At 39.6% G+C, this 26,597-nt stretch carries 24 protein-coding genes; 15 read left to right on the top strand and 9 right to left on the bottom strand.

The features are described 5' to 3' along the window. Positions 1-19: 19 nt before the first annotated feature. The 5 genes from msrQ to ABJK37_RS12545 all read right to left on the bottom strand — a co-directional run bounded on the left by msrQ (position 20) and on the right by ABJK37_RS12545 (position 5,069). Positions 20-679, bottom strand: coding sequence for a protein-methionine-sulfoxide reductase heme-binding subunit MsrQ (gene msrQ / locus ABJK37_RS12565; protein WP_348354127.1), 660 nt, complete (start codon positions 677-679; stop codon positions 20-22). 12 nt (positions 680-691) lie between these two features. Next, entirely contained in the window at positions 692-1,696 is a 1,005-nt protein-coding gene (gene msrP, locus ABJK37_RS12560; RefSeq protein WP_348354124.1) for a protein-methionine-sulfoxide reductase catalytic subunit MsrP, read from the bottom strand. A 125-nt stretch (positions 1,697-1,821) separates the two neighbouring features. Beyond that, positions 1,822-3,144, bottom strand: a complete 1,323-nt coding sequence (locus tag ABJK37_RS12555; RefSeq protein ID WP_348354121.1) for an anti-phage deoxyguanosine triphosphatase — start codon at positions 3,142-3,144, stop codon at positions 1,822-1,824. An 85-nt stretch (positions 3,145-3,229) separates the two neighbouring features. Continuing rightward, positions 3,230-3,844: a 5'-deoxynucleotidase gene (gene yfbR / locus ABJK37_RS12550; RefSeq protein ID WP_348354118.1), complete on the bottom strand. Its 615-nt coding sequence runs from the start codon at positions 3,842-3,844 to the stop codon at positions 3,230-3,232. A 4-nt stretch (positions 3,845-3,848) separates the two neighbouring features. Continuing rightward, positions 3,849-5,069: a pyridoxal phosphate-dependent aminotransferase gene (locus tag ABJK37_RS12545; RefSeq protein ID WP_348354115.1), complete on the bottom strand. Its 1,221-nt coding sequence runs from the start codon at positions 5,067-5,069 to the stop codon at positions 3,849-3,851. A gap of 191 nt (positions 5,070-5,260) precedes the next feature. Here ABJK37_RS12545 and ABJK37_RS12540 point away from each other — a divergent pair, with 191 nt between their 5' ends. Next, positions 5,261-5,779 carry a hypothetical protein gene (locus ABJK37_RS12540; RefSeq protein ID WP_348354112.1) on the top strand — a complete coding sequence of 173 codons (519 nt, stop codon included), beginning with the start codon at positions 5,261-5,263 and terminating at the stop codon, positions 5,777-5,779. Between the two features lie 117 nt (positions 5,780-5,896). After that, positions 5,897-6,691, top strand: coding sequence for a DUF2189 domain-containing protein (locus ABJK37_RS12535; RefSeq protein ID WP_348354109.1), 795 nt, complete (start codon positions 5,897-5,899; stop codon positions 6,689-6,691). Between the two features lie 107 nt (positions 6,692-6,798). Here the strand turns inward: ABJK37_RS12535 and ABJK37_RS12530 are convergent, their stop codons facing one another. Then, entirely contained in the window at positions 6,799-7,167 is a 369-nt protein-coding gene (locus ABJK37_RS12530; RefSeq protein ID WP_348354106.1) for a hypothetical protein, read from the bottom strand. Positions 7,168-7,337: 170 nt separating this feature from the next. Between ABJK37_RS12530 and ABJK37_RS12525 the strand changes: the two genes are divergently transcribed. Together ABJK37_RS12525 and ABJK37_RS12520 are read left to right on the top strand one after the other, a co-directional pair. Beyond that, the gene (locus tag ABJK37_RS12525; RefSeq protein WP_348354103.1) at positions 7,338-8,099 is read left to right on the top strand and encodes a Nif3-like dinuclear metal center hexameric protein; all 762 of its coding nucleotides are present in this window, start codon (positions 7,338-7,340) and stop codon (positions 8,097-8,099) included. 12 nt (positions 8,100-8,111) lie between these two features. Next, positions 8,112-8,873 (top strand): methyltransferase, encoded by a 762-nt coding sequence (locus tag ABJK37_RS12520; protein ID WP_348354100.1) that lies wholly within the window; start codon positions 8,112-8,114, stop codon positions 8,871-8,873. Positions 8,874-8,882: 9 nt separating this feature from the next. Here ABJK37_RS12520 and ABJK37_RS12515 read toward each other — a convergent pair whose 3' ends face one another. Continuing rightward, complete coding sequence (locus ABJK37_RS12515) at positions 8,883-9,371, bottom strand: glutathione peroxidase (protein WP_348354097.1); 489 nt, start codon at positions 9,369-9,371, stop codon at positions 8,883-8,885. A 97-nt stretch (positions 9,372-9,468) separates the two neighbouring features. On the opposite strand from ABJK37_RS12515, the gene ABJK37_RS12510 reads away from it, so the two are divergent. Further along, entirely contained in the window at positions 9,469-10,338 is an 870-nt protein-coding gene (locus ABJK37_RS12510; protein WP_348354094.1) for an NAD(P)-dependent oxidoreductase, read from the top strand. Between the two features lie 37 nt (positions 10,339-10,375). Here the strand turns inward: ABJK37_RS12510 and ABJK37_RS12505 are convergent, their stop codons facing one another. After that, on the bottom strand, positions 10,376-12,031 hold the full coding sequence (locus ABJK37_RS12505; protein ID WP_348354091.1) for a FapA family protein: 1,656 nt from the start codon (positions 12,029-12,031) through the stop codon (positions 10,376-10,378). Positions 12,032-12,191: 160 nt separating this feature from the next. Next, positions 12,192-13,631 (bottom strand): exodeoxyribonuclease I, encoded by a 1,440-nt coding sequence (gene sbcB, locus ABJK37_RS12500; protein ID WP_348354088.1) that lies wholly within the window; start codon positions 13,629-13,631, stop codon positions 12,192-12,194. A gap of 511 nt (positions 13,632-14,142) precedes the next feature. Here sbcB and ABJK37_RS12495 point away from each other — a divergent pair. From ABJK37_RS12495 to ABJK37_RS12450, 10 genes are all read left to right on the top strand, one after another. After that, entirely contained in the window at positions 14,143-16,395 is a 2,253-nt protein-coding gene (locus ABJK37_RS12495; protein WP_348354086.1) for a DUF3604 domain-containing protein, read from the top strand. A 60-nt stretch (positions 16,396-16,455) separates the two neighbouring features. Continuing rightward, positions 16,456-17,286 (top strand): SDR family NAD(P)-dependent oxidoreductase, encoded by an 831-nt coding sequence (locus ABJK37_RS12490; protein WP_348354083.1) that lies wholly within the window; start codon positions 16,456-16,458, stop codon positions 17,284-17,286. 27 nt (positions 17,287-17,313) lie between these two features. Continuing rightward, the gene (locus ABJK37_RS12485; protein WP_348354081.1) at positions 17,314-18,327 is read left to right on the top strand and encodes a thiamine pyrophosphate-dependent dehydrogenase E1 component subunit alpha; all 1,014 of its coding nucleotides are present in this window, start codon (positions 17,314-17,316) and stop codon (positions 18,325-18,327) included. A 15-nt stretch (positions 18,328-18,342) separates the two neighbouring features. Continuing rightward, a complete protein-coding gene (locus ABJK37_RS12480; protein WP_348354078.1) occupies positions 18,343-19,383 on the top strand; it encodes an alpha-ketoacid dehydrogenase subunit beta in 1,041 nt (346 codons plus the stop codon). 79 nt (positions 19,384-19,462) lie between these two features. Beyond that, positions 19,463-19,702 (top strand): biotin/lipoyl-containing protein, encoded by a 240-nt coding sequence (locus tag ABJK37_RS12475; protein ID WP_348354075.1) that lies wholly within the window; start codon positions 19,463-19,465, stop codon positions 19,700-19,702. A gap of 60 nt (positions 19,703-19,762) precedes the next feature. After that, positions 19,763-20,443 (top strand): dihydrolipoamide acetyltransferase family protein, encoded by a 681-nt coding sequence (locus tag ABJK37_RS12470; RefSeq protein WP_348354072.1) that lies wholly within the window; start codon positions 19,763-19,765, stop codon positions 20,441-20,443. A gap of 2 nt (positions 20,444-20,445) precedes the next feature. Next, a complete protein-coding gene (locus tag ABJK37_RS12465) occupies positions 20,446-21,261 on the top strand; it encodes a hypothetical protein (protein WP_348354069.1) in 816 nt (271 codons plus the stop codon). A gap of 11 nt (positions 21,262-21,272) precedes the next feature. Further along, positions 21,273-22,058 carry a hypothetical protein gene (locus tag ABJK37_RS12460; RefSeq protein WP_348354066.1) on the top strand — a complete coding sequence of 262 codons (786 nt, stop codon included), beginning with the start codon at positions 21,273-21,275 and terminating at the stop codon, positions 22,056-22,058. 190 nt (positions 22,059-22,248) lie between these two features. After that, complete coding sequence (locus ABJK37_RS12455; protein ID WP_348354063.1) at positions 22,249-24,582, top strand: TonB-dependent receptor; 2,334 nt, start codon at positions 22,249-22,251, stop codon at positions 24,580-24,582. A gap of 27 nt (positions 24,583-24,609) precedes the next feature. Beyond that, positions 24,610-26,571, top strand: coding sequence for a DUF3604 domain-containing protein (locus ABJK37_RS12450; protein WP_348354060.1), 1,962 nt, complete (start codon positions 24,610-24,612; stop codon positions 26,569-26,571). The last annotated feature ends 26 nt before the right edge of the window (positions 26,572-26,597 follow it).

Genomic DNA, 26,597 nt, shown 5'->3' with positions numbered 1-26,597 from the left:
AGTAGTACTGTATATATCATCATGCAAGCTTTTTTTTATTTTGTTTAGTTTTAGTACGTTTCTGCAAAGCTGATTTAAGTGGCTTTACAAATTTATTTCTTCGAACGAGTAACAGCACGAAGACCGCCAAAACATAAAACATTGGCTGTATCAGGCTCGATTTAACTGACCAAAAATAATGTATAACTATCAGTAAACTAGCAAAATAAACCCAATTGTGAGTTTTTTGCCATGCTTTACCCATACGTCTTTGTATTGACCGAGTGGATGTTGCAGTCAACACTGTCAAAATAAATAGCGCACAGATCCCAACTGTAATATACGGGCGTTTGAGTATTTCTGAAAACAAAAGTGACCATTCAAGTTGTAATTCAAAGACTAAATAAGTACTGAAGTGACAAAGAGCGTAAACAAAAGCGTAAATGCCTATGGGTCTTCTAAGTGTTAGAAATTGTCCTTGACGCACAAATTTTGAAAATGGTGAAATACATAAAGATAACAACAACAAGTTAAATGCACTAATACCTGTAAAATGCAGAAGCTCTTGAACAGGATCGACGCCTAACAGATCGTTAAAGGCCCTATAAAAAGTGGTGACTAGTAGGTATAAAGCGATACCATGCAGAGCAAGCTTAAGCCAAAGTATATGGCCACTCGTTATACGTTTAGATAGTTTCATTGACAATATCACCTAAAAGTATTTTTTAAGATCCATACCTGCATATAAGGGAGCAACCTCAGAATAACCGTTAAACATTTGGGTCTCTATACGATTGCGGGCAAATAGTCCCCCTGAAGTTATACGGCGCTCACTAGCTTGGGTCCACCTTGGATGGTCGACACCTGGATTAACGTTTGCAAAAAAACCGTATTCATTGGCCGCAAGTTGATTCCAAGTTGTTTTAGGCTGTTTATCTGATAATCGAATACGCACAATAGATTTAATACTCTTAAAGCCATATTTCCAAGGCACAACTAATCTAATTGGTGCGCCATTTTGTGGCGGCAGCGTTTTTCCATATAACCCCACTGATAGTAGAGTTAACGGGTGCATGGCTTCGTCTAACCTTAATCCTTCGACGTAAGGATAATTGATCCCGCCGCCTGAAAAGCGATTGCGTTGTCCTGGCATTTGTTTCGGATCATATAAGGTTTCAAAAATGACATATTTTGCTGCACTTAGTGGCCGAGCTTTTTTGAGAAGTGATGCGAGAGAAAATCCGATCCAAGGAACGACCATGGACCAGGCTTCTACACAGCGTAATCGGTAAATTCGTTCTTCCAAATCCAGTGTTTTATACAAATCTTCGTAGCCTAAGGTGATAGGTTTCTCAACCAAACCATCTATGGTTAACGACCAAGGATCAACTTTAAAGGATTGAGACATCGCGACAGGGTCAGATTTTCCCGTTCCAAATTCGTAAAAATTATTATGGCTGATAATTTTTTGCTTCGGTGTTAATTCATCATCTGACCGAAACTGCTGTGGTTTCGAAAACTTAAGTGATTCGGTAGTAAATTTTTTCTGCTCTGTGCTACCAAACCAATCTATCGCATTGGCAGTGGGACTAGCCAATAATGCTGATGCACCTAAAAAGCCCATAGACTTTAATATTTGACGTCTATTTTGATAGACATTTTCATCGGTTATCTGACTCTCTTTTATCGCATTAGACTTAGGTACACGAATTAGCATGTTTTACTCATTTGTTAGATTCAGCTTAATATAGTCAGTAGACAGTGGACTTCAACCAAAAATTTCTTCACTTTTTTATCACAGCGCTAAGTCCAGTTATTTGCACTTTGTTATAAAGCTTGAGTTCACACCATTTTTTCGCCCACTGAAGCAGATGAGGGCAAAAATAGACTGGTGTACAATTTAGCTGCAAAACCATCTGTCATCCCAGAAATATAATCGGCAATCACTCTATGCCCATTGCCCACATCATTCGCTTCAGCCCAACGTAATCGCGTATTGTCGGGAAGTAATCTTTGCGGATCTGAAGCGAAGGCTTGAAATAATTCCATAACAATTTGTTGCCCTTTATATTCAAGTACTTGAATTTCGGGTTTTCTGATCACTCGATTATAAACATACGATTTGAAGAGACTGAGCGCCTTATGAAAAGGAGCAGGGAAAACCGAGTTGTATTTAAGTAAGTCATGTTCAAACTGTGGCGTAGTTTCTAAAATTTCTATATTTGTGATAAAGCAATTTACCAAAGCGCCTATCGCATCTTTGCGTTCATGATGGTGTTGACTAAATAACTTTTTGCTTAGGTGCATAATGTTTTGGTTCATCCAATCGATATCTAACTTAAGCAGCGGTTCTGCAACTTCTTGTTCAAATTGAGATTGATTCACTATTCCCATTACAATGGCATCTTCAAGATCATGGATACCGTAAGCAATATCGTCTGCGAGTTCCATGATCGAACAATCAAATGATTTATACAGCGTTTTATGGTGATTTTTACCGTTGCTTTTGTATTCCATAAATGTCTGGGTATCATTTGTGGAAAAAGCTTCAGAAAGCCACGTAAATGCCGCTCTGTCACATTCGTATAATCCTTTTGGGGGATGCCAAAGTGACGCATTAACTTCTCGATGAGCAACAAATTCGGATGGCTGTGGGCTACAGTTGAGCGCTGGAATAAAATTAGGATATTTTACCAGTCCGAGTAACGTACGACGACTCAGGTTCATGCCGTGTTCTGCGGTATAAGGTTCGAGTTTTGTGACAATTCTAAAAGTTTGGCCATTTCCTTCGAATCCACCGTGATTACGCATCATATAATGTAATGCAACTTCTCCTCCATGACCGTATGGCGGGTGTCCGATATCATGAGCTAAACATAGTGCTTCTATTAGAGTGTCATTTAAGTCTAGATGCTGAGTTAATTCTGGGTACTTACTTCTCAGTTGCGCGGCGATCCCCTGACCAATCTGTGATGCCTCCAACGAATGAGTTAAACGGGTACGGTAAAAGTCACTCATACCAACGCCTAACACTTGGGTTTTTGCCTGTAAACGTCTGAATGCTGCAGAATGCAATATGCGTGCTTTATCGCGCTGATAAGGGGTGCGGTGATCTCCTTGGCGTTGTAAATTTTGGCCAAGCTTACGTTGTATCCATATTTCCATAATTTACCGTTACTCCTTGAGAATAATTAGCGTCTTTCTACCTGTAGTTAATGTGACCAAATGTTATTGAGTAAATCAAGCTAACTTATAACTGATCTTCTTGGGTGATTTCATCAAGACTAAGACTGAAACTAGGCACATAGGCTTTAATAAAGTAGTCAACCTCTTGGGAATGGTAATCCTTTAACATTTTATCGAGCCGCTTTTTGGCAAGTTCGAATTCCTTGTTTCCGGCTGAAAGCTCCTCGAGGGTTTTAAGATAGGCACATATCACGTCTGCGGCCTTAACGATAAAGGCAATGTCGTTATTGTGATGGTGATGATCAATAAGTTGCGCGTAGTCTTCTTTAAACTCGTTGGGGGCCATATTGATTAGTTTCCGTTCTGCAAGCTTTTCAATCTTTTTATATTCATCGCGGATAATGGGATTTGAATATTTTACCGGGGTAGGTAAATCTCCGGTGATTACCTCTGACACATCATGAAACATCGCGATAGTCGCTACTTGATTAGGGTCTAAATTACCACCAAAATACTTATTACGGATCAGCGCTAGTGCGTGCGCCACCATTGCTACCTGTAAACTGTGTTCCTGCACGTTTTCAGTTCTTACATTGCGCATTAAAGGCCATCTGTTTATTAACTTCATACGTGATAGATGAGCGAAAAAGTGGCTTGGATTTGGAGTGGTTATGTTCATTGAACTAGTTTACCTGACGATAATTTTTAAAGAAATTTGCAATACTTTCTAGTGCCGGCTTGAGTACATCTACGTGAGGCAGAAATACTAATCTAAAATAGCAACCTTCTTTTAGATTAAACGCCGAACCGTGTACCAATAATATCTTTTCGGTACGTAGTAAATCTAGGATCATTTGTTCGTCGCTAGTGATATTGAATTTTTCAGCGTCTACCTTTACAAAACAATACATTGCGCCTTTTGGAATAATACATTCAAGCCCCTCTATTGCATTTAACTTTTCATAGGCCATATCCCTTTGCAATTTTAGGCGCCCATCGTTTGCAATGAGTTCGTTAATACTTTGATAGCCACCCAATGCCGTTTGTATGGCGTGTTGGCTTGGTACGTTGGCACACATACGCATTGAAGACAAAATATTTAAGCCTTCAATATAACTTTGAGCAATGAGTTTATTGCCACTGACTACTAACCACCCAGCGCGAAAACCGGCAATCCGGTAGTTTTTCGATAACCCTCCCATAGTGATACAAAATACATCTGGTGCCATGGAGGCGATACAATGATGTGTCGCATCGTCATATAGAATTTTGTCATATATTTCATCACTGATGACAACCAATGAAAATTCACGGGCTAATTCAACAATCTGTAGTAATAACTCAGGACTATATACTGCGCCAGTTGGATTATTTGGGTTTATTAATACAATTGCTTTGGTCTTTTCAGTGATTTTACTGCGGATGTCTTTTATGTCGGGTTGCCAATCATTAGTCTCATCACAACGATAGTGAATGGGTATACCTGATGCGAGACTTACTGATGCTGTCCAAAGAGGGTAGTCGGGAGCAGGGATCAAAATTTCATCGCCATTATTTAGCATTCCCTGCATAGCCATGACAATTAACTCACTTACACCATTGCCTATAAAAACGTCTTCAACTTTGAGGTTTTTGACGTTTTTTTGCTGGTAATATTGCATCACCGCAACACGAGCCGAATAAATACCATTAGAATCGGAGTAGCCTTGTGAACTAGGAAGGTTGTGGATCACATCTTTTAATATGTCATCAGGGGCTTCAAAACCGAATGGGGCAGGGTTGCCAATATTAAGCTTTAGAATTCGATGCCCTTCGTCTTCCAGTTTTTTTGCTTCGACTAGAATGGGGCCACGTATTTCATAACAGACGTTTTCTAATTTGTTAGATTTAAGAATTTGTTTCATTAAGGTGTTTCATTTACTACGTAGAATGACAGAGTAAACTAACAAGGCCCAGACTGTTAAGTGTTATATTGATATGACTGCACAAAAAACTAATTTTATCTAACCTTGTCACATTCCATTACATTCCAAATTTGCTTTAGACTTACTTTTCATCTTAGCTAGTGGCAAGTGTTTCAATAAGGAAAAATCATATGCCAGCTCCCTTATTTTGGCTTGGTGCAAGTGCCGTGGCAATTTTGGCCAGTGCAAAATATTCAAATGATAAACTTATGGAAGGCGCTGTCGAACGCTTGCCTGGAAACTCGAAAACCATAGTTAAGCCGAGAACTGGTGCCATAGTAACCTGTGGTGTATATGGCCTTTTTGAGCACACTGGTATTTGGGTCGATGGCAGTATTCTTGAACTAAAAGGTAATGGATTGATTAGAGGAGTATCACCATCGAGGTTTTTACAAGAACGTAGCGGTGATGATATCTATATTGCATGTGATACCAATCATAATCCATTAGTGTCTCCGGACGCTTCGCAAAGAGCCACATCTAGGTTGTTTAGCTACTCTGAATATGATGTTATCAAAAACAATTGCCACAAGTTTGTTTGGCAATGTATCTCTGGAGAGGATATTCCACTGACTCGATTTTCAATCCTCAATCAAAAAATTTCTGAACATTTTTCGACGTTTATTCACTGGCACCGGATGGCACTTTAATTGGTTGTTATTTGAGCGATCAATAGAATATATTGATGAATTGGTCTAATTTTTAGTCGTTGTGTCAACCTTGTGCTATACATCTTTATATTGCTTAGATGTTTTAGGAGTTAGCTAATGTCACAACACTTTGATGAAATCCCCAATAATGCAATTATAGATAGCGGTATTGCTCGTGTTATTCCTTGTAAAAAACTGTCAATGAGCGATCCATTTAAGTGGCTAGTGCTCGGTTTAAAAGATGCGAGTCGAGCGCCTGTTCTGACTTTGTTTTTCGGAATAATTTTTACTGCTATTCCCTGGTTTATAACCTACTTAGTACAATTGACTGGTTGGCATTTAGTGATCATGCCAGCGATAGTTTGTTTTATGCTTATAGGCCCATTTTTGGCGGCTGGCATGTACGATGTGAGTTGGGAGCTAGAAAAGGATCATGTGCCTTCTTTATGGCATAGTGTAAAAGCTATAAAACGCAATGCAGTAAATGAATGGGGCTTAGGTATTCTACTTGTAGTTTTAATGATTTTCTGGCTTAGGGTGGCGTCTATGGTTCACGCTTTGTACCCTCCTTTGTTAGATGAGAACTTTGAAAATCTTTTTCCCTTTTTAGCTGTAGGGACTGTGATTGGCGCGGGTTTTACGCTGCTTGTATTTTTCCTGAGCGCTTTTACCCAGCCGATATTGATGGAACGTAAAGTTGATTTAGCGACTGCTTTATTAACCAATATGAATGCTGTTTTAAATAACAAAGGGCCAATGTTATTGTGGGCATTTATCATTCTGTTAGCAGTACTAATTGGATTTGCTACTTGGTTTGTGGGGTTTGTATTTCTAATGCCGCTTATCGGCTATGGCACTTGGCATGGTTACATTGCCACTATTGAAACAAAGCGTGAACGTCATTTCGAATAGAGCACGGCAGTTTTTAAACACTATAACTTTAGCAGGGATAACTCGTACACAGATACATAAAAAAGCCTTTGATTTAAGATAATCATAAGGCTTTTTTATGGTAAAGCTTATCGAGGAAGTTTTGAGTCTGGGCTCTGCTCTAAAATTTTCTCTGCCCAAAAAGCTTTTACCGAAAAATTTGATTTAGCTTTCTTTTTGGCTTTTTTAGGTGCAGTGGCTTTAGCCGCCTTCTTCTCTGCTGCAGGTTTACTCTCTGCTGCTTTCTTTGGCTTCTCTTCAGCAGCTTTAGTCTTTTTAGCTGGTTTTGAAGAGCCAAGGTCAGCAATCATGGCGTTTAAATCAGCTAAGCGCATATTTTTGCCGCCATCAACACTGTACCATCCGCCTTTTGCTTCGATCGTTGGGGCTTTTCCATTTGCGGCAGTATAAGCCTCAGTAAAAGCCGCTATTACTTGATCTTTATCCAATTTACTCATAATCAGGTCTTTGCCTTTAATATGTTTATTTTCAGAATAGGGGCGGGTTTTATACCTTTTTTTATTTATAATGTCTAGGGGCCGGTATGCTTTGATACAGGGCTTCACTATGGATATAAATACTCCTTATTGAGTCATATTCGATATCTGAATAAACAACAGGAAATTCAATGTCAGTTTCAAATGGTGAATTACTACAATCACTAAATTCGATCTTAACGCCAGAAAATATAAAAGACTATAGCCCTAATGGTTTGCAGGTTGAAGGCAAACAAAAAATAACTAAGTTAGTGACAGGTGTTACTGCTTCTCAAGCTTTAATTGACCATGCAGTAGCAATCAATGCAGACGCTATTTTGGTACACCATGGGTACTTTTGGAAAGGTGAGTCACCATGTATTACTGGCATGAAAAAGACACGCATTCAAACGTTGATGCAACACGATATTAATCTTTACGCCTATCATTTACCGTTAGATATACACCCAACATTAGGTAACAACGCACAGCTAGCAAAATTATTGGGGATCGAGGAAAGCGAAGCGCTAGAGCCTAATAACTCTCATTGTGTAGTTATGCGAGGGAGATTTAATGAGGGCATTGAACCTTCTAAGCTATCTGAATTGTTAACTACAAAACTAAATAAAACACCTTTACACGAACCCGCAAACACCAAAACAATTGAAACCGTTGCTTGGTGTACTGGTGGAGGGCAAGGTTACCTGGAATTGGCAGCTGAAAATGGTATTGACGCCTATATAACCGGTGAAGTGTCAGAACAGACTATTCATATTGCAAGAGAAATGAATGTACATTTTTATGCGGCGGGTCACCATGCGACAGAACGTTATGGTGTAAAAGCGCTGGGGGAATATATCCAAAAACTGTTACCGATTGAGACTGTGTTTGTTGACATTCCCAATCCAGCCTAAGGCCAAGTTAAAATGCAAAATGATAAGCAGGATCAAAGTTTTGATAAATTTGCTGGCAAGTTTGAAAAGAATATATACGGCTCGACAAAAGGGCGATTACGACATGAGTTATTAATTCACCACCTTCATAGTGCGATCAATTTAAGAGATTCTAGTTTAGATATTTTGGATGCCGGAGGTGGAACAGGGGAAATGAGCAAAGAGATGTTAGATTTAGGACATAAAGTTACTTTATCTGACATGTCGTCTGAAGTATTGGTTTTGGCCAAGCAAAAAATTGGCGAAAATATCAATCTAGATATTCAACATACTGATATTTTGTCGTTAAGTAGCAGTAAACAATATGACTTGGTCATCTGTCACGCCGTTTTAGAGTGGTTACAAGACCCTTTGGAAGTCTTAACGAAGCTTACCGACTTAGTTAAACCAGGAGGACATCTTTCAATCAGTTTTTTTAACTATGATGCACAATTATTTGGCAATATGCTTTATGGTAATTTTGACTATGTTGAAACCGGTATGGTCAACAAAAATATCGTGCGCTTAAGTCCCAACAATCCGCAGAAACCCAAAGTGGTTTTATCTAAACTAGCAGGGTTACCTTTAGACGTATTACAAATGGCAGGGATACGCTGTTTTCACGATTATCTAAAACAACCTGAAAAACAAACGAGTGAATATCAACAGCTAAAGCAGTTAGAAATTCAATATGGCTCAATTGAGCCATATTTATGGCTAGGAAAATACTTTTTAATTATTGCCCAAAAACACTAAGGCATTGAATTATTCAGCGAGTAATTTTTCGATATCCCTTATCATTTCAGATGGTTTAGTAGTAGATGCATAACGCTTAATCACTTTGCCTTGTTTGTTTATTAAGAACTTAGTGAAGTTCCATTTAATACTTTTGCTACCCATTACTCCGGTAGCTTGTTGTTTCATGTATTTGTATATTGGCGCAGTGTTTGCGCCGTTTACGTCAATTTTCTTAAACAAAGGGAAGTTTATGTTGAAGTTTAAGCTACAAAATTGTTGTATTTCTGCATCACTGCCGGGCTCTTGATGACCAAACTGATCACAGGGAAATCCAAGTACAACTAGTCCTTGAGATCCATACTGTTGATATAAGTCCTGAAGACCATCGTATTGTGGAGTAAAACCACATTTACTTGCAGTGTTTACGACTAATAATACTTTGCCTTCGTAATCTTTAAAATTAATCGTTTCACCATTATTTAATATGGCGTCAAACTGATATATGGTATCTGACATTATCGTTCTCTTTGTATATTTGTAGTGTATATATTGTCACTATTTAGACGTGTTTCAACTATTTAAACGATTAAAAACAAAATGTAAGGAAATAAAATTGCATCAGAAAATAGCCTTTGTTGGTTTGGGCGTTATGGGTTACCCCATGGCGGGACATTGTAAAAACGCCGGACACCAAGTGACCGTCTTTAATCGAACTTCAAAAAAAGCCACAGCCTGGGTAGAAGAGTTTTCAGGGGCTATGGCGATGACACCTCAACTTGCTGCTCAAAACGCTAACGTTATTTTATTATGTGTTGGTAACGATGACGATTTACGATCAGTTATGCTAGGAGAAGACGGTGTTTTAGCTGGGGTGAAAACAGGGGACATTATAGTGGATCACACCACTGCGTCCGCAGAGGTTGCTAGGGAAATGTCACAACTGTGCAAACAACTCGATGTGGCATTTTTGGATGCACCAGTATCTGGTGGTCAAGCCGGAGCTGAAAATGGTCAATTAACGGTGATGTTAGGTGGTCAACATTCAGATTATATGCGAGTAAAAGAAGTAATTGACTGTTATTCAAAATTTAGCCAATTACTCGGTGAAGTAGGCAGTGGCCAACTAGCAAAGATGATGAATCAAATTTGCATTGCCGGAACCGTTCAAGGTTTGGCTGAGGCCCTTAGTTTCGGGAAAAATGCAGGATTAGATTGTCATGCAGTCATTGATGTCATTTCAAAAGGAGCGGCTCAATCGTGGCAAATGGAAAATCGTTTTGAGTCTATGTTGGCAGGTAAATTTGATTTTGGTTTTGCAGTTGATTGGATGCGTAAGGATTTAGATATTGCTTTGAGTGAAGCTAAAAAAAATGGTTCTACGCTACCCCTTACCGCCTTAGTGGACCAGTTTTATGCTGATGTTCAAAAACGTGGAGGCGGGCGCTGGGATACCTCTAGTTTGCTAACTAGGCTCACTAACTAGGTTTAGTAAGCAATGATTAATTTCTAGAGGCTAACAATTAAGTCAGTGGCTCGAAATGCCACTGATGCCCATGAAAACAAATTTTTGTTCTGTCGTATTCTCTCTCGGCGCGCCAAGTGCGGTTATTAAGTTTGACTACCACACCTGGGTACACTCGTTTATTGGCCATAAGCTGAATATCTGTCTGATATTGTTCTTTGGATTTATGCATCTCTTGCGCTTTGTTTTCTAGCCATTGTAATAATTGCGATTCATTTTCAAACAATTGTTTGGCTTCATCTACTCGGTCCTGCATGTCTTGTGGGATTAATTTTGAGTTAATAATATTCATTCGCTCAAAATGACGGGTGTTATTTTGTCTGATCTTTTTAAGAAGCTCATCGAGCGTGTCTTTTCGCTCCAATAACGTATTAAAACCGTCGCTAAAGTCGACACTTAAGTTACTACCTGAAACCGCACCTAAGGTACCCGCAGATACTGCATCTTGGCATTTAATGTTACAGGCAAAAATATTTCCATTGGGTTTATCTACTGCCCCAACGGTCACCTTACCGCCACAGTTTATGCGACTGTATGCCAATTGTCTGCCTACAGTGACATTGCCACTACAGATAATATCCAATCCCTGGCCATGCTGAATATGAACATTACCTTTGGCTGTAAGACTAGAACTGTATACCGTGGCGCTATCATTCACTTTGCCCATGGCACCCTCAGTGATAATAATATCGCCACCTGCATTTATAGAAGCAGATTCAACAAAACCATTGATTGTGACGTCGCCTGTAGCGTTTATTTCCATTTTTTCAGTCACATCACCGTTTACTAAAACAGAACCATCGTAATCGACATTACCGGACCCTACATTGACACCTTTGCATATGAAAATGTCGTCAACCCACATTTTTTGATCTTTAAACTTGGGCATACCAGCGATATCTGCAAGTAATAAATTTTCATCGCTGTCACTGATAACTGTGCCATCACCGGGTCTAAATTTAAGCCATTCACCAGGTTTAGCTTTTATAGTTTCTCCTCCGACGGTGAATCCCTTCCTACCTTCGCCCGGAGGCATTCGTCGCAAAAGTTCAGCGCCTTTTTGTACGCATATTATGGCGCCTAGATTACGCATATCAACACGGGTAGAGCCAAGGGTTTGAGGTTTTAAAATTCGCTCTAAGGCATTTTGTACTAAGGGTTTTAACTTAGAGGATTTACCGACTCTGGGAGGTAAACCTTTAGCTACAATCGCTTCAAACGTTTCACCTGGAGGAGCTTGTTCACATTGTTCAACAAGATGTTTTAAGCGCTTTGTACTGATACCGCGCTTAACGCCAGTTTTATCTAACTCTTTTAGTAATGAGTTAATAGTAGGGAGTTTTCCAGCATAACCAGTAGTGACCGTTAAGAGGGCGGTAAGTTGGTCTTCTACAATTTTACATTTTACTTGGCTATCTCTTCGTTCACCAATGCGATTTTCTATAGCTGAGGCTACACCATTTTCGACTGACGATTTATAGCTGTTGACTGCATCTAGGATATTTTCGTCAAATACAAAAAAATGTTTAAACTCACTTTTTTGGATTAGTTCATGAATATCGCTTGCTTCGAATTTTTGTTGCACAAGATCAGGAAGAATATCAAGATCTAAGTATCTGTCGGTTTCATCAGTTTTTAATGTTACACCAAGCATTCAATTGCCTTTGATTATTACAACACACTGTTAAAAGAGAATTAAAGTCAGACTAGCATGTCTTACGGTTAATATCGGCCTAAAATTAACTTTCATTAGTAGTTTACTTACCGAAAATTACGAGTAGATAGTCAGAAATTCTATAAGCTCGAATATAGTTTTATAAACTTTGTGCATAATTGTAAAGGGCTTTTAATATTCTGAGTTTGTCCGGGTTACGTGAATATTCTGCACTTAGTTGCTCTAGTTGCATTAAAAACTCAGGCATTTTAATACTGGCTGATGACTCACTATCGTAAAACTTGAAGTGTCTATATCGCTGCCAGCGCTCAATTTCTGACGCTGATAATGATTGAGGTGCGTTTCTTGCCCGGTATCTAAATAATAATGTATTTAAACGTTCGTCTTCGAACGGCAAGATTAAGTCAGTTAACCCTTGTAAATCAGAATTAGCTACTTGATGCATTAATTCCTTGTCGTGGGACGAAAAGAAGCCCCCTGAATACAAAGCATGCTCAGGATCAACCACAATATCCTTGTTCGACTCGGTATAAACTTGTTGCAACTTATCAAGCTTATGTCTATTTGCTTTGATTTTTTGTAAGTTGGATAAGCAAAGTTGTCGATCAATATTCAACCTTTGAGCATTTTCTGCACTCAGGGCCTTGGCTGGTGCCAATACAGGACACTTGTTAATATGCAAAAGTTTGATTGGCAGGCGTTGTTCGTTTTCATCTAACATTGCTGAAGGTGTGTATAATTTTTCACGGATCTCATCTGCTGAAAGTGAAAATAGTGGAGTAGGATCTAAAGCTAAATTAAGTACAATGACCGCATTCTTATTAGTTGGATGCATAGCTATCGGTACTATCCAAGTACAACATCCATGGGCTGAAGAGATCTTAGAAGAAATATGTACCAACGGAGTTAATTGTTCGTAGTCAATATGCTCAAGTACTTTTCTTTTATCTCGAAGGGCAAATACGTAATCGAAAAGTTTGGGTTGACGTTCCTTTATCAACTTAGCCACAGCTATTGTTGCATAAACGTCTGACATCGCGTCATGTGCATCTTGGTGTTGTATATCATTTGCCTTCGTTAAATCTTGTAACTTAAAACTGGGTAATTCATCTGCATTCAAAGGCCAATTAATGCCTTCAGGCCTAAGGGCGTAACAAGCTCGCGCTAAGTCAATAATGTCCCAACGACTATTACCATGTTGCCACTCTCTAGCATAAGGGTCATAAAAATTTCGATACAAAGTGTAGCGAGTAATTTCGTCATCAAAACGTATGTTATTGAAGCCGGCTACACAAGTGTTAGGTTGGGTGAATTCGCTGAGTATCTTAGTGATAAAGTCTCTTTCGGGTAAGCCTTCTTTTAAAGAGCGTTGAGGGGTGATACCGGTCACAAGACACGCTTGTGGAACCGGCAAACAATCATTGGCGATTTGACTGAAAATCATCAAGGGTTCACTAATAATGTTCAAATCGTAATCGGTTCGAATACCAGCAAACTGACAAGGAAAATCTTTTTTAGGGTTAGCCCCCCAAGTTTCGTAATCGTGCCAGTAGATTGTGGATTGTTTTTGGTTGTTCATTGTAATATTTAAAATGCCTTGAGAATGATAGTTTTTAAAGTGCTATTCAGTCTAAACTGTATTTCATTTTTCATCTGAACTATTACCCAATCACTATTAAATTGTACCAACTCAATTGCCAATATGAATTCAGTATTTATATATCAACTAATTAAGGCGTTCCATGGAACAAAACTCTTAAGAAATCAAAAGGTAATGAGCTCGTAATAGAAGAGAGAAAATTACTGTTCGTGCACCTTACTATAACACGTTAATTGACAGATTTTTTTGGGCTGCATTACTAAACCAGTCTTTATAATTTTTCCTGATAACCCAATAATCAAGTCTCACCTTAGCCGTCTCTAGTAATGATTTTGCCTTGTATTTGTACACTCGCTTCAATTATTTGTTGTTAACATATTGCCGATTGTCATACGCTTTTCGTGTAAACAATGTCGTAAAAAGTAAAGTATTTGTAAACGAATAGATCTATTCTTTTTGCATCATTTACAAGTATGCGGGATATGAAATAGTGAATATTACTAGCAAGACAACTTATCTGTTCAGCACTCTATTACTGCTTTTTGGGTGTCAGGATGCAAAATTTTCTGGAGACCCTTTTTCCCCTGGTAAAGTAACTAAAGCAACGCTACCGAATGCAATGATTACTGCACGGATTGACCGTCAACATGCGGCGGCGTCGGCTCTTTCAATTCCGCAAGATAAAGTGATTTTATTTGGTGATACTCATGTTCATTCCACGTACAGCTTGGATGCATTTCAATGGAGTTTGCCGATTATGCATGGCGCCGAAGGCGCTTCCCCTCCGGCAGATGCCTGTGATTATGCCCGTTTTGTTTCTCAGTTAGATTTCTATTTTTTAACCGATCATGCAGAAAGTTACACACCTAGGATCTGGCATGATCAGGTCGATTCAATTCGTCAATGTGCACAAATGTCAGATAAAGAAAATCCAGATGTTATTCCCTTTATTGGTTTCGAATGGACCCAGGCAGGTTATACGGCTGATACTCATTATGGCCACCATAATGTTTTGTATAAAGATCTAAAGGACGGGGAAATACCTTCCAGACCAATTGCTGCTGCGGGCCCTGCAACAGCCATGATGCGCGGCGAACAGGGCACAGTCAGCAAGCTTATTTATTTAATCGATCCAATTAACGCTAATTATTACGCTGCGTTGAATGACTTTAATAAAGAGCTGCAAAATACTCCAGATTGCTTAAGTAATTTAACTTCAAAGCAACAGCAAGCAGATTGTTTCGATACCGCAGCTACGACGCAAGAGTTGTATCAAAAATTAGATGAATGGGACCTAGACACGCTAGTCGTACCTCATGGGACCACTTGGGGTAACTATACCCCACCAGGCGCGTCTTGGGATCATATGCTTACCGCAGATAATTTTGATGCAGATAAAACTAGGCTAATCGAAGTATATTCCGGCCACGGTACATCAGAGGAATATGTGGATTGGAAATATGTTGATTTTGATAAAGAAGGCAATCCTATTTGCCCTCAGGAAAGTGATGACTATTTGCCACCGTGTTGGCAAGCAGGTGAAATTATAAGAAAAAGATGCCTTAAAGAAGGTGTTTCACCAGAGCAGTGTGAATTAAGAGCTATTGATACGCGCCAAGCATTTCTTCAGGAACTAACAGTTCGTGCATGGTGGGTTGTATCAGGAACCAACGAAAATGACTGGTTAGATGCGGGGCAGGCAAGGTCGTTAGAAACACCTGCATTTAACTATCGACCTAAAAAATCAGTTCAGTATGGTTACGCTCTGCGTAATTTTGATGATGAAAACAATCCACTGCGTTATATCTGGGGCATGATCTCCTCAACGGACACGCATTCTGCTAGACCAGGTCACGGCTTTAAACAAACTAATCGTCATTCAAGTGCAGATACCAATGGTCTTAAAGGGGCTGTGCTCAAATCATTATTATCTAAAGATAAAGGCGATAAAAACACAAGTAGAGTGACGGAATTGCCTGATCAGAATGAGCATTTAGCTAAGGTCGGCTACTCAATTATGGAGAATGAACGTTTACAGTCATTTTTTACAACTGGCGGGATTGCTGCGGTGCATGCTGAGTCAAGAAGTAGAGATGGAATTTGGGACGCTATGAAACGAAAAGAAGTGTACGCGACAACTGGGCATCGAATGTTGTTATGGTTTGATTTATTGGATACCAACGAAAATGGCGACGTAGATTTAGTGCCAATGGGGAGCCAGGTTAAAAAGAAAACCAAACCTTCGTTCCAAGTGAAAGCCGCAGGATCTTTTAAACAATTACCCGGTTGCCCTGAAGTAGTGTTCCAACGCTTGCCAAAAGAACGTGCACAAAAATTATCAAGAGGGGAGTGTTATAACCCATCGACCGAAAGGTACAACCTTGAGCGCATAGAAATCGTTCGTATCATGCCGCAAAACTATGAAGGTGAACCTGTAGAAAACTTAATAGATAACAAATGGAAAGTGTTTGATTGTCACCATAAAACCACCTGTGAAGTATCCTTTTCTGACGACAGTTTTGTCAAAGGCGAGCGTGATGTTTTGTATTACGCGCGGGTATATGAAGAGCCCATTCCAACCATTAATGGTGGAAATTTACGTACGAAATTCAATGAAAATAACAGGGCTGTTTCTGTCAATCCTTGCCATGGTGATTTTAGAACAAGCTTATCAGATGACTGTACCGAAATGGTGAGCCAGAGAGCTTGGTCTTCCCCTATTTTTGTCGACTATAAGATTTGACGAGTAAGAGTCATTCTCTCTAATTGAAATAAATAATCTTTACAAGTGAAGGAGGCAACTATGTCTGCGGGTAATGAACCTAAATGGTGGAGTGTATGTATAACCGGAGGGGCAAGTGGCATAGGTTTACATCTGGCAAAAATGATGTTGGCTAATGGTAGTGATGTTGCAATATTTGATATTTACATCAGTGATGAAGCAAAGTTGGAACTTGAAAAAGCGAAAATTAAAGAAGCGCAAAAAATTTCACTTCATAGTGTTGATGTGCGTGATGCCGCTGCCATACTTAGTGCTGTCAATGAAGCGTCGTGCCATATTGGACAGCCAGATTTAGCCCTAAATGTAGCTGGTATTCAATTGGCAAAAACCTTTGATGAACTTTCAGCAGAAGAGTTTGAGCGAGTCGTGTCTATCAATTTATTTGGCAGTCGAAACTTTTCTGCCGCCGTTTTGCCTCTGATGACAAAAGGATCTCAGCTTGCTTTTGTCGCCTCACTCGCGGGCTTAGTGCCTAACTATACCTACGCTGCGTATTGTTCGTCTAAATTTGGTGTTGTCGCTTTGGCCGGTGTGTTACGCCAAGAGTATATAGCTAAAGGTATTTATGTCTCAGTGATATGTCCGCCTGAAATTGATACCCCTTTGGTCATGGAAGAATTAAAAACCATGCACCCAGTAACGAAAGAATTAAAAAGTCTCGCAGGAAACATATCCTTAGAGCAAGCATGCAGTGAAATTTTAGCCTCCTTACACAAGCACACTTTTCTTATTATCCCTGGTTTTATGGCCAGATTGACTTATTGGTTGAATCGCATCGTTCCAATAAAGCTATTCAACATACTGGTCAATAACATTATTTTAAAAACATTGGCTAAGCAGCAAAAGCACTAACCAACTTTACTAAATTGAGGAATGAATATGTCTGATCTAAACGCTAAAAAACGCTGGATGTATGAAACCATGGTACTTATCCGTGAATACGAAGACTTCTTAGCCATGGCATATTTTGAAGATAAGTTACCACCAAAAATTCAAAAAGGATTGGCATTCGATATCGGAGCAGGGCCCATTCCGGGTGAAATGCACTTGTCAGCAGGTCAAGAGGCTGCAGCGGTTGGTGTTTGTGCCCACTTAACAAAAGATGATTCTGTTTGGGGCAGCCATCGTAGTCATCATTTTGCCATCGCTAAAGGTGTTGATTTAGACCGGATGACTGCCGAAATATTTGGCAAGGTAACGGGGTTATGCCGTGGAAAAGGTGGGCATATGCATCTGTTTGATCTCGCGGTTCATTATGCTTGTACTGGCATAGTGGGAGGGGGGATTCCTCATGCTTGCGGCGCGGCCTTGGCTGCAAAAATGCGCGGAGAAAAATCTGTAGCGGTTGCTGAGTTTGGTGACGGTGCGGCTAATGAAGGCTCATTTCATGAATCGCTAAACTATGCAGGCTTATGGAAATTACCGGTGATATTTATTTGCCAAGATAATAATTACGGCATTTCTGTTGCCAAGAGTGATTCTACAGCCGTTGAAAGTAACGCTTTGAGCCGAGCTGCTGGATATAACATGCCAGGCGTTCAAATTGATGAAAATGATCCTTTGGCTATGTTTGAAGCATTTGCAACCGCAGTTGATAGAGCTAGGCGAGGTGAGGGGCCTACGTTAATTGAGATGAAAGTCTTCCGCTATTATGGGCATTTTCAAGGTGATCCAGAAACCTATCGACCAAAAGGTGAAATAGAAACGATACGTGAGCAAGATCCAATTCCTAATACAGCCGAGAAATTAATGGCAGAGGGCATTTTAACTACTGAGCAAATTGCCGAGATAAGCCAAAAGGCTAAAGATCGCGTTATGCAAGCTTTTACCTTTGCAAAAGAAAGTGCTTACCCCGACGCTAGCGAAACGTTTCAACATGTATTTACTGACTAATTGAGAGAGATTCTGATGACTACTATTGACGAAAAACAAAGAAATAAAGCGTTTTTTCAAGCAATGATTGAAGGTATCTCTCAAGAGATGGAGCGTGATGAACGTGTATTTTATATGGGCCAAGATGTGGGAAAAATGGGAGGCGTTTTCCAAAGTACTGTAGGTCTACATCAAAAGTTTGGCGCAAACCGGGTAATTGATACCCCTATATCTGAAACAGGAATGATGGGCATGGCGCTTGGCGCTGCTGCGGAAGGTATGCGGCCCATTGCTGAATTAATGTTTGTTGATTTTTTGGGTGTTTGCTTTGATCAAATCATGAATGAAATTGCAAAAGTACATTACATGTCAGGCGGCGCAGTAAAACAGCCATTAGTGATTACCGCCAGTATGGGAGGTGGTTTTTCCGATGCTGCGCAACACTCGCAATGCCTGCATAGTTTATTTGCTCATGTTCCAGGGTTAAAAGTGGTGGCACCATCGAATCCTCATGATGCTAAAGGGCTAATGATGTCGGCTATTCGAGATGATAACCCTGTGGTTTATTTGTTTCATAAAGGCATTTTGGGCTTGCCGATTATTGGTTTTATTGACGCGGATATTGATAACAACGTGCCAGAAGAACCTTATTCGATTCCTTTCGGAGAAGCTCGCATTGTTAGAGAAGGTCAAGATGTCACAATTATAGGCCTATCTCAAACGGTTCAAAAAGCAGCACTAGCGGCAGAGATTTTAGCAGAACAAGGTATTGATGCAGAAGTGCTAGACCCTAGAACTTTGGTGCCATTAGATACAGACGCCATTATCAAATCAGTTGCTAAAACAGGCCGATTAATTGTGGTTGATGAGGACTATCTAAATTATGGCTTTACTGGCGAATTATCAGCATTGATTGCTGAAAATTTGGATATCGTTAAATTAAAAAGTGCGATTAGACGCTTAGGTGTGGCAGGGGTTTCAATTCCATATAGTCGTCCCTTAGAGCAAGTAGCTATTCCTCAAGTAGAGGATATTGTCACCGCAGCTAAAGAAGTCATGGCGAGTTCAATACTTTAATCGCTGTAGTAGCTTACTAATTTACACCATTAACAACTTAGCTTTTTAAACATATTTATAGATTTAGACAGGAAACAATATGACTAATGTAATAACCGAAAATGATATTTGGGAAGGTTTAGAACAAGGGACTGAAGCGTTATTAGATGAATGGTTAGTCGAAGATGGTGCGGACGTTGAAATAGGGCAGCCTATTGCACTTATCGTTGTTGTCAAAGCCAATCATGAAATAATGGCCCCCAAAAAAGGCGCGATTAAAATTCTCGTTGCAGGCCAAGATAGCTTTACTAAAGATCAGCCATTAGCGGAAATAGTGTAACCGAGATAGTTAGGCGGTATTTGCCCAATGGTATTTTAGTGCTTAGCTAAGGAAATAAAAATGCAAGAACAGTCAGAAAATCAGATTCTACCGTTGCGCGGGTTACGGGGCATGATTGCCAAAAATCTTAGTCAGGCATGGCATGTCCCTCGAGTGGCACAAGGGATAACGATTGAAGTAGACAACGTTTTAGCGAAGTTGAAACAAATTTCGGCTAATGAGGGGGTAAAACTATCATTTACTCACGCCGTTATGAAAGCCGTGGCATTAACGTTAACCCAACATCAACAGTTAAATGCGACGTTGACAGATAAAGGTATCTGTTTACACAAGAAAATAAACATTAGTTTAGCGGTAAATACCGACAATGGCTTGGTTGCTCCTGTTGTAGACGATGTTAATACCTTAGATTTATCTGATATAGCTGACAAAGTAAAAGAAGTATCAACAAAAGCTCGAAACGGCACATTGGCTGCCAGTGCATACCAAGGTGGTACTTTTACTGTTAGTACCCTAGGCGCGACTGGAATAGACTGGTTTACACCTGTGCTTAATTTGCCACAAGTTGCGATATTAGGTGTAGGACGATTTCAACAACGCCCTGTCGTTAAAGCCGGTGAAATTGCAGTCGCGACTTGTGTCGACTTAACCTTAGTATTTGATCATCGGGCGATTGACGGTATGCCCGCTGGACTGTTTCTCAGTGCGCTAGCTAAACGTCTTGAGTCCGCGGAAATATAACAATGACAGGCGTGGTCGAGGTAATGGATCCGTCTTATTATTTAAGCCTATTGCATTGCGACAATATGCTCAAAGAACAACAGAGAATCACCTCAAAGGTTACTCAACCCATTGAAAAACCCGAGGTTATGTTTTGGCGATACGATAGCATTGGGATTATTTTAGGTTGCTCTCAACGATTGAGTGACCAACAAATTACATTAGCCGAGCAGTATGAACTGCCCTGGATACGTCGTTCGTCTGGTGGTGGGGCGGTTTTGGCTGGACCATGGACGCTCAGTGTTACCTTATTTCTTCCTATTAAACATACCGTTGCCAAAGGAAACATTATTGGCCTATTTTCGTGGCTAGAAGATATTTGGTTTAAGGTGTTGGCTGAAAATAATGTTGATTGTCGTGCTGTTGATAAAGACATGATTGTTCAATCTAAAGATTACGCTAAGAAAAATAAGCTTGAATGGGCCTGCTATGGCTCTTTATCTCATGGTGAAATTGTTTGTAATCAAGGTCAAAAGCTTGTGGGCATAGCGCAAATAAGAAAAGCCACTGGGGTGACCTTAGTAAGCGGTTTAAATTTATTCCCTTTTGATTGGCAACCCCTATCAGCCGTTTTTAACAATAACAATAACAATATCAATAACAGTGAAAGTGCAGCTTTGCTGGCTCGCAATAATAGTTATTGTAGCCAGTTAACCTCTTTATCCATCGATAAACTTGTCCCGAAAATTATTAAAAGTTTTATGGATATCTTACCTTCCGATTTTACGGCAAGCCCTATACCAAACAAACAATGTGAAACTCTAATTAGAAATAAATAGGAATATAAACTATGGCAACTCAGTGGAAAAAATTTAACAACGAACAACATCAATTTGATTTTAGCGGTGATGCATTGAAACAAAATTGGAGTAATTTGCATGAGGGTAATTTAGAGCCTTATCCAGAAAATGAGCAACTGCAAGAAGCATGGCGGCGCTACCATACTGGTGATTTTTCCGAAGCAGTTGCTATTGGCACTGAGTTAGGTCAGCAAGGCGCGGTGGTTACTGCTTTTGCGACTGTTATTTATGCTCAATATATGGAACAAGACAGTGACGAAAAAATACGCTTATTTAAACAAGCAATTACTCTTTGTGAAAAACATATCGAAAGTACCCCGAATGAGTTAAACCTCCATTATATGCATGCGGTCGCGATGGGACGTTATAGTCAATTTATCTCTATGGTTGAAGCACTGCAGCAAGGTTATGGAAAAAAAATTAAAGACGCGCTCGATAATTGTTTGGCATTAAACTCATCCCATGCAGAGGCTCTGGTGACTTGCGGTGGTTGGAACGCAGAGATTGTTGATAAAGCTGGCGCAATGTTAGGTAAAATTATGTACGGCGCCACAAAAGAACAAAGTATTGAAAACTATCAAAAGGCACTAGTTCAAGCGCCTAACTCACCTGTACCTTATCTTGAGTATGCTTATGGTCTGCAAGCTATGTATGGCGAAACGAAGTTAGATGAAACCATTAAATTTTTAGAGCAGGGAATAGCCATAACACCAACAGATGCTATGCAAGCCTTAGATCAACAAGCAGCAAAACGTCAGCTCGGTACCATTACCTAAATGTTGCAAAAATGTTAATCGGTGTCGTTATAAGTCAAAAGAAATACAGGATATGTAAAGATAGTAAGTGACAAGGTCGAATATTATTGTAGCCAGAATACATAACATAATAACTATAACGTGGTATCGGCTCACTCCCTATTTAACAAATTAGATGCAGGGGTGACTTAATGCACTAAGGGGAAATAATATGAATAGAAAATATATAGCAACTAAAGTCGCTATAGCAATATCGACTGTTTTAGGGGGGCCAGTACTAGCCCAAAATATAGATACCCAGTCTGAAACCGTTAACGATAGTGCATTTGAAGTCATTTTAGTTACCGCACAAAAACGAGTGCAGAACGTAAAAGAAGTGCCTATTTCTATTAGTTCTATGAATCAAGAAAAGTTATTAGAAGCCAATATCTCTGATTCCGAAGAACTTTCGACCTATATTTCAAATTTCTCTGTCAATCAATCTGGACAGGGGTTTAACGTAATTATGCGTGGCTTAGGTTCAGGGCCTAACCAAGGTTTTGAACAGACTGTGGGTACATTTGTCGATGGTATCTATCGAGGTCGAGGCCATTTAATGCGTAGCGCTTTTCTGGATTTAGAGCGTGTTGAAGTATTACGTGGTCCTCAGAGTGCTTTGTTTGGCAAAAATACAACGGCAGGCGCACTAAATCTAACTAATGCTAAACCAACTAAAGGTCTGCAGGGTTATGTCAATCTCAATTATGATTTTGACTTTGAGACCACCACAGTTGAAACCGCAGTTTCAAATTCATTATCTGATAATGTTCAAGGTCGTATTGCACTCAAGTATGTTGATGAAGGTGGTTATATTGAAAATGCCTTAAGTGGCAATGATGAGGTTGCTCACGAAACCTTGTTAGGACGTTTAACACTCGCTTGGCAACCCACAGATAAGGTAGATGTTGTTTTATCCGCTCAGCATGATCAAGATGACTTTATTGGTTATTCGGTTGGCCAAACTTTTGTCGAGCCGGCAATTGCATCGAGTGGCGCGCCAATATTAAGTCTTATTGGTGATTATGTTATTGATGATAAAGTGAGGAAAGCTAATCCTGATATAGGTGAAGAACAAAAAGGTAGTTTTGAAGCTAGCCATGTTACTTTGAATATTGAATATGACATGGAGGATACTATGTTGACTTCAACTACTGGCTATCAAAGTTATGAGTTAATACAGTCAAATGATGGAGATCAAAGTGCGTTAGCATTAATTTACCGTCCGCTAGGTAATGAAGAATATGTTCAATTGAGCCAAGAGTTTCGATTAACTTCTGCGTTTGACAGTGCCTTTAATTATATTGCGGGGGTGTATTATCAAACCTCTGACTTAGATTATCTTGAGGAATTTACCGTTTACGCGTTAAATTCTACCGGTAATAGAGATTTTCGCGTTGACTCAGATACCGCTGCTATTTTTGCCCAGTTTGACTATGACTTTTCTGAAAATTGGCAAGCAACCTTAGGTTTACGGTACTCAAAAGAAGATAAAGATGGATATCGAAAACTAATTTCGGTCGATGCTGCAACAGGCACACCTATAGTTGACATGCCGTTAGTGACAGCTCCAGCGATAGCAAATAGCTACCCTGATGGTTTACCGGGGGCGATCTTTTCCTCAGTAGTATTAGGTGGTCAAAATATTTTTGACCATGAAATATCCGCTCAACGTACTGAAAATAACTTTACCCCAGCTTTAAACATCAAATATAAAATGGAAGATGCGATGCTATATGCTTCTGTTTCTTCTGGGGCAAAAGCTGGAGGTTTTGATTCTCGTGCTAATAACCCAACGGACTTTGAATTTGAGGATGAAGAAGTAATATCAACTGAAGTTGGTACTAAATTAACTTTGGATGATGGCTCTGCTGATATTAATATTGCCATATTTAATATGGTTTTTGAGAATTTACAGACATCTGTTTATGACGGTAGCACTGGTTTCTTTGTGGAGAATGCTGGTGAGGCAACTTCTCGTGGCCTTGAATTGGACGGTCGTTGGGCGTTTGCAAATAACTGGATTGCGAGTGGTAGCTTAGGTTTATTGGACTTTAAATGGGATGAATTTGAGGGTGCGAAATGTTTCCAATCTGTTACCAAAACCCCAGATAATATTGAAGAAGGCGGTGAATCTTGTGACTACACAGGAAAAACCAATGCCTTTGCACCTAAGGTATCAGGAAGTGTCAATATAGAGTATTACACAGAGCTCAGTGATTCCATTGAGCTAAAAGCAAGCATTGACTTGATTCATAAATCTGATTTTTATACCAATGCTGATTTAAACCCATGGACCATGCAAGAAGCGTATACCAAAGTTAATGCTCGTATTGCGTTATTAGATATGGAAGGTAGTTGGCAAGTTGCCTTACTTGGCAAAAACTTAACAGATGAGATCACTTTAAACTACTCAACTGATATGCCTTTAGTGGGGGCGGGTTTCTACAATGTAATGGCAGACCCAGGGCGTAGTGTATCTTTACAATTTAGCTATAACTTTGAATAAATTAACGTAAGTATTCTAGGAAAAGTCATGAAGCGTAAGATATTAATCGGTATCGGTCTCATATTTTTAGTGGTTATAATTTGGGGGGTAAAGTTCTACATAGATAAAAGTGCAAAAATTATTACTCTTACTCCTGAGTCAATAGCAAATTTGAAAAAAGAGGTGGCCAACCAGAACGAAGATGGTTTTGTTCAGCCTGAGTTTCGTCAACTAGAAATTCAAGCCAAAAATGAAGATAAGAATGTTTATTTTGGAGATTTACATATTCATACGGCGCTTTCATTTGATAGTTATTTATTTGGAAACCGCTTAGGTATTAAAGATGCTTATCGTTTTGCAAATGGTAAAGAATTAATGATGGCGACGGGTGAGACGATGCGCCTAACTAGGCCTTTAGATTTTGCTGCAGTTACTGATCATGCTGAAAGCTTTGGATTATTTGTTGCTTGTGGTCAACCCGATCTGTCAACGGCGATACAGGAGTATTGCCAATCTTTCGAGCAACCTTCATTTTCGATGTTCTTAAAGTTACGTAAAATAGGTAATGAAAGGCCCCTTGTTCGTCCGCTAGACCATTGCGATGGTAATGAAGTTAAGTGTCAAGAATATGCGAAAACAACCTGGTTGCAAACTCAAGCGGCAGCAAATGAGTTTTATCGTCCTGGTGAATTCACTACCTTTTCTGCTTACGAGTATTCTCCTACTTTACCTAGCCAAGGGAAAATTCATCGTAATATTATTTTTGAGAATAGTACGGTGCCCGAACATGCTATATCGGCCTTTGATGAAGATACTGTCTTAGGCTTATGGCGCTCTTTAGAAAAAACATGTGTAGGGGAATGCCAGTTTTTAACCATTCCTCATAGCCCAAATAAATCTTGGGGAATAATGTATTCAGGAAAGACTATTGATGGGGATGTATACAGTAAAAGTGATTGGTCATTACGTTCAAGAAATGAACCAATAGTCGAAATATTCCAAGTCAAAGGTGATTCTGAATGTGGAATTGGAGCAGGCGCGGTTGATGAAGAATGTGCTTTTGAAAAATTTGAACCTATCTGTAAAGATGGAATAGATAAAGAAGGATGCAGTGGTAAAAACTCTTTTGTACGAGAAGGCCTTAAAAAAGGCTTAGAGCTGGAGCAAGAACTAGGTTTTAACCCATTACAAGTTGGTTTTATTGGCAGTACAGATAGTCATAACTCTAATACTGGTGATACTGAAGAATGGGACTATCGTGGTGTGAACACCGCTTATGAATCTCCCGCTCGCCAACGCACTGGATATTTAGGTAATGGTGAGTATAAAGACAAAAGTGACGTTAAAAGGCTCATGAAAAATCCAGGAGGGTTAGCGGCAATTTGGGCAAAAGAAAATACACGTGAAGCATTATTTGAAGCGCTTAAAAATCGAGAGACTTATGCCACTAGCGGTACGCGCATTAAATTACGCTTCTTTTCGTCGTGGGATTACCCTAAAGATATTCTCAATTTGCCTGACATGGTTAAAACGGCTTACGAACACGGCGTGCCTATGGGAAGCGTAATGAATATCCGCGAAGAAGGAAAATCACCAGTCTTTGTTGCTTGGGCATTGAAAGATCCTCTTGGTGCTAATTTACAAAAAATACAAATGATTAAGGGATGGATGGAAAATGGTGAACGTAAAGAAAAAGTGTTTGATATAGCTTGTTCTGATGGCTTAACTGTTGATGCGACTACAGGTCGGTGTCCTGACAATAACGCTAAAGTTAATTTAAATACATGTGATACATCTGAAAATGTAGGCGCACAAGAATTGAAGGTACAGTGGCGCGATGAAGAGTTTAATGCTCAGCAATCTGCATTCTATTACATTAGGGCTTTACAAAACCCAACATGTCGTTGGAGCACTTATGATGCAATCAGGTTAGGCACCCAACCTAGAACAGATGTGCCAGCTACTATTCGTGAACGTGTTTGGTCGTCACCTATTTGGTATTCAAATTAATTTTAAATCAACAAACAAGGTTTTTA

It is taken from the genome of Paraglaciecola sp., from assembly GCF_039964565.1.
Lineage (GTDB): Bacteria > Pseudomonadota > Gammaproteobacteria > Enterobacterales > Alteromonadaceae > Paraglaciecola.
The sequence above is the reverse complement of the archived record's forward strand: the minus strand, read 5'-3'. Positions and strand labels throughout refer to the sequence as shown.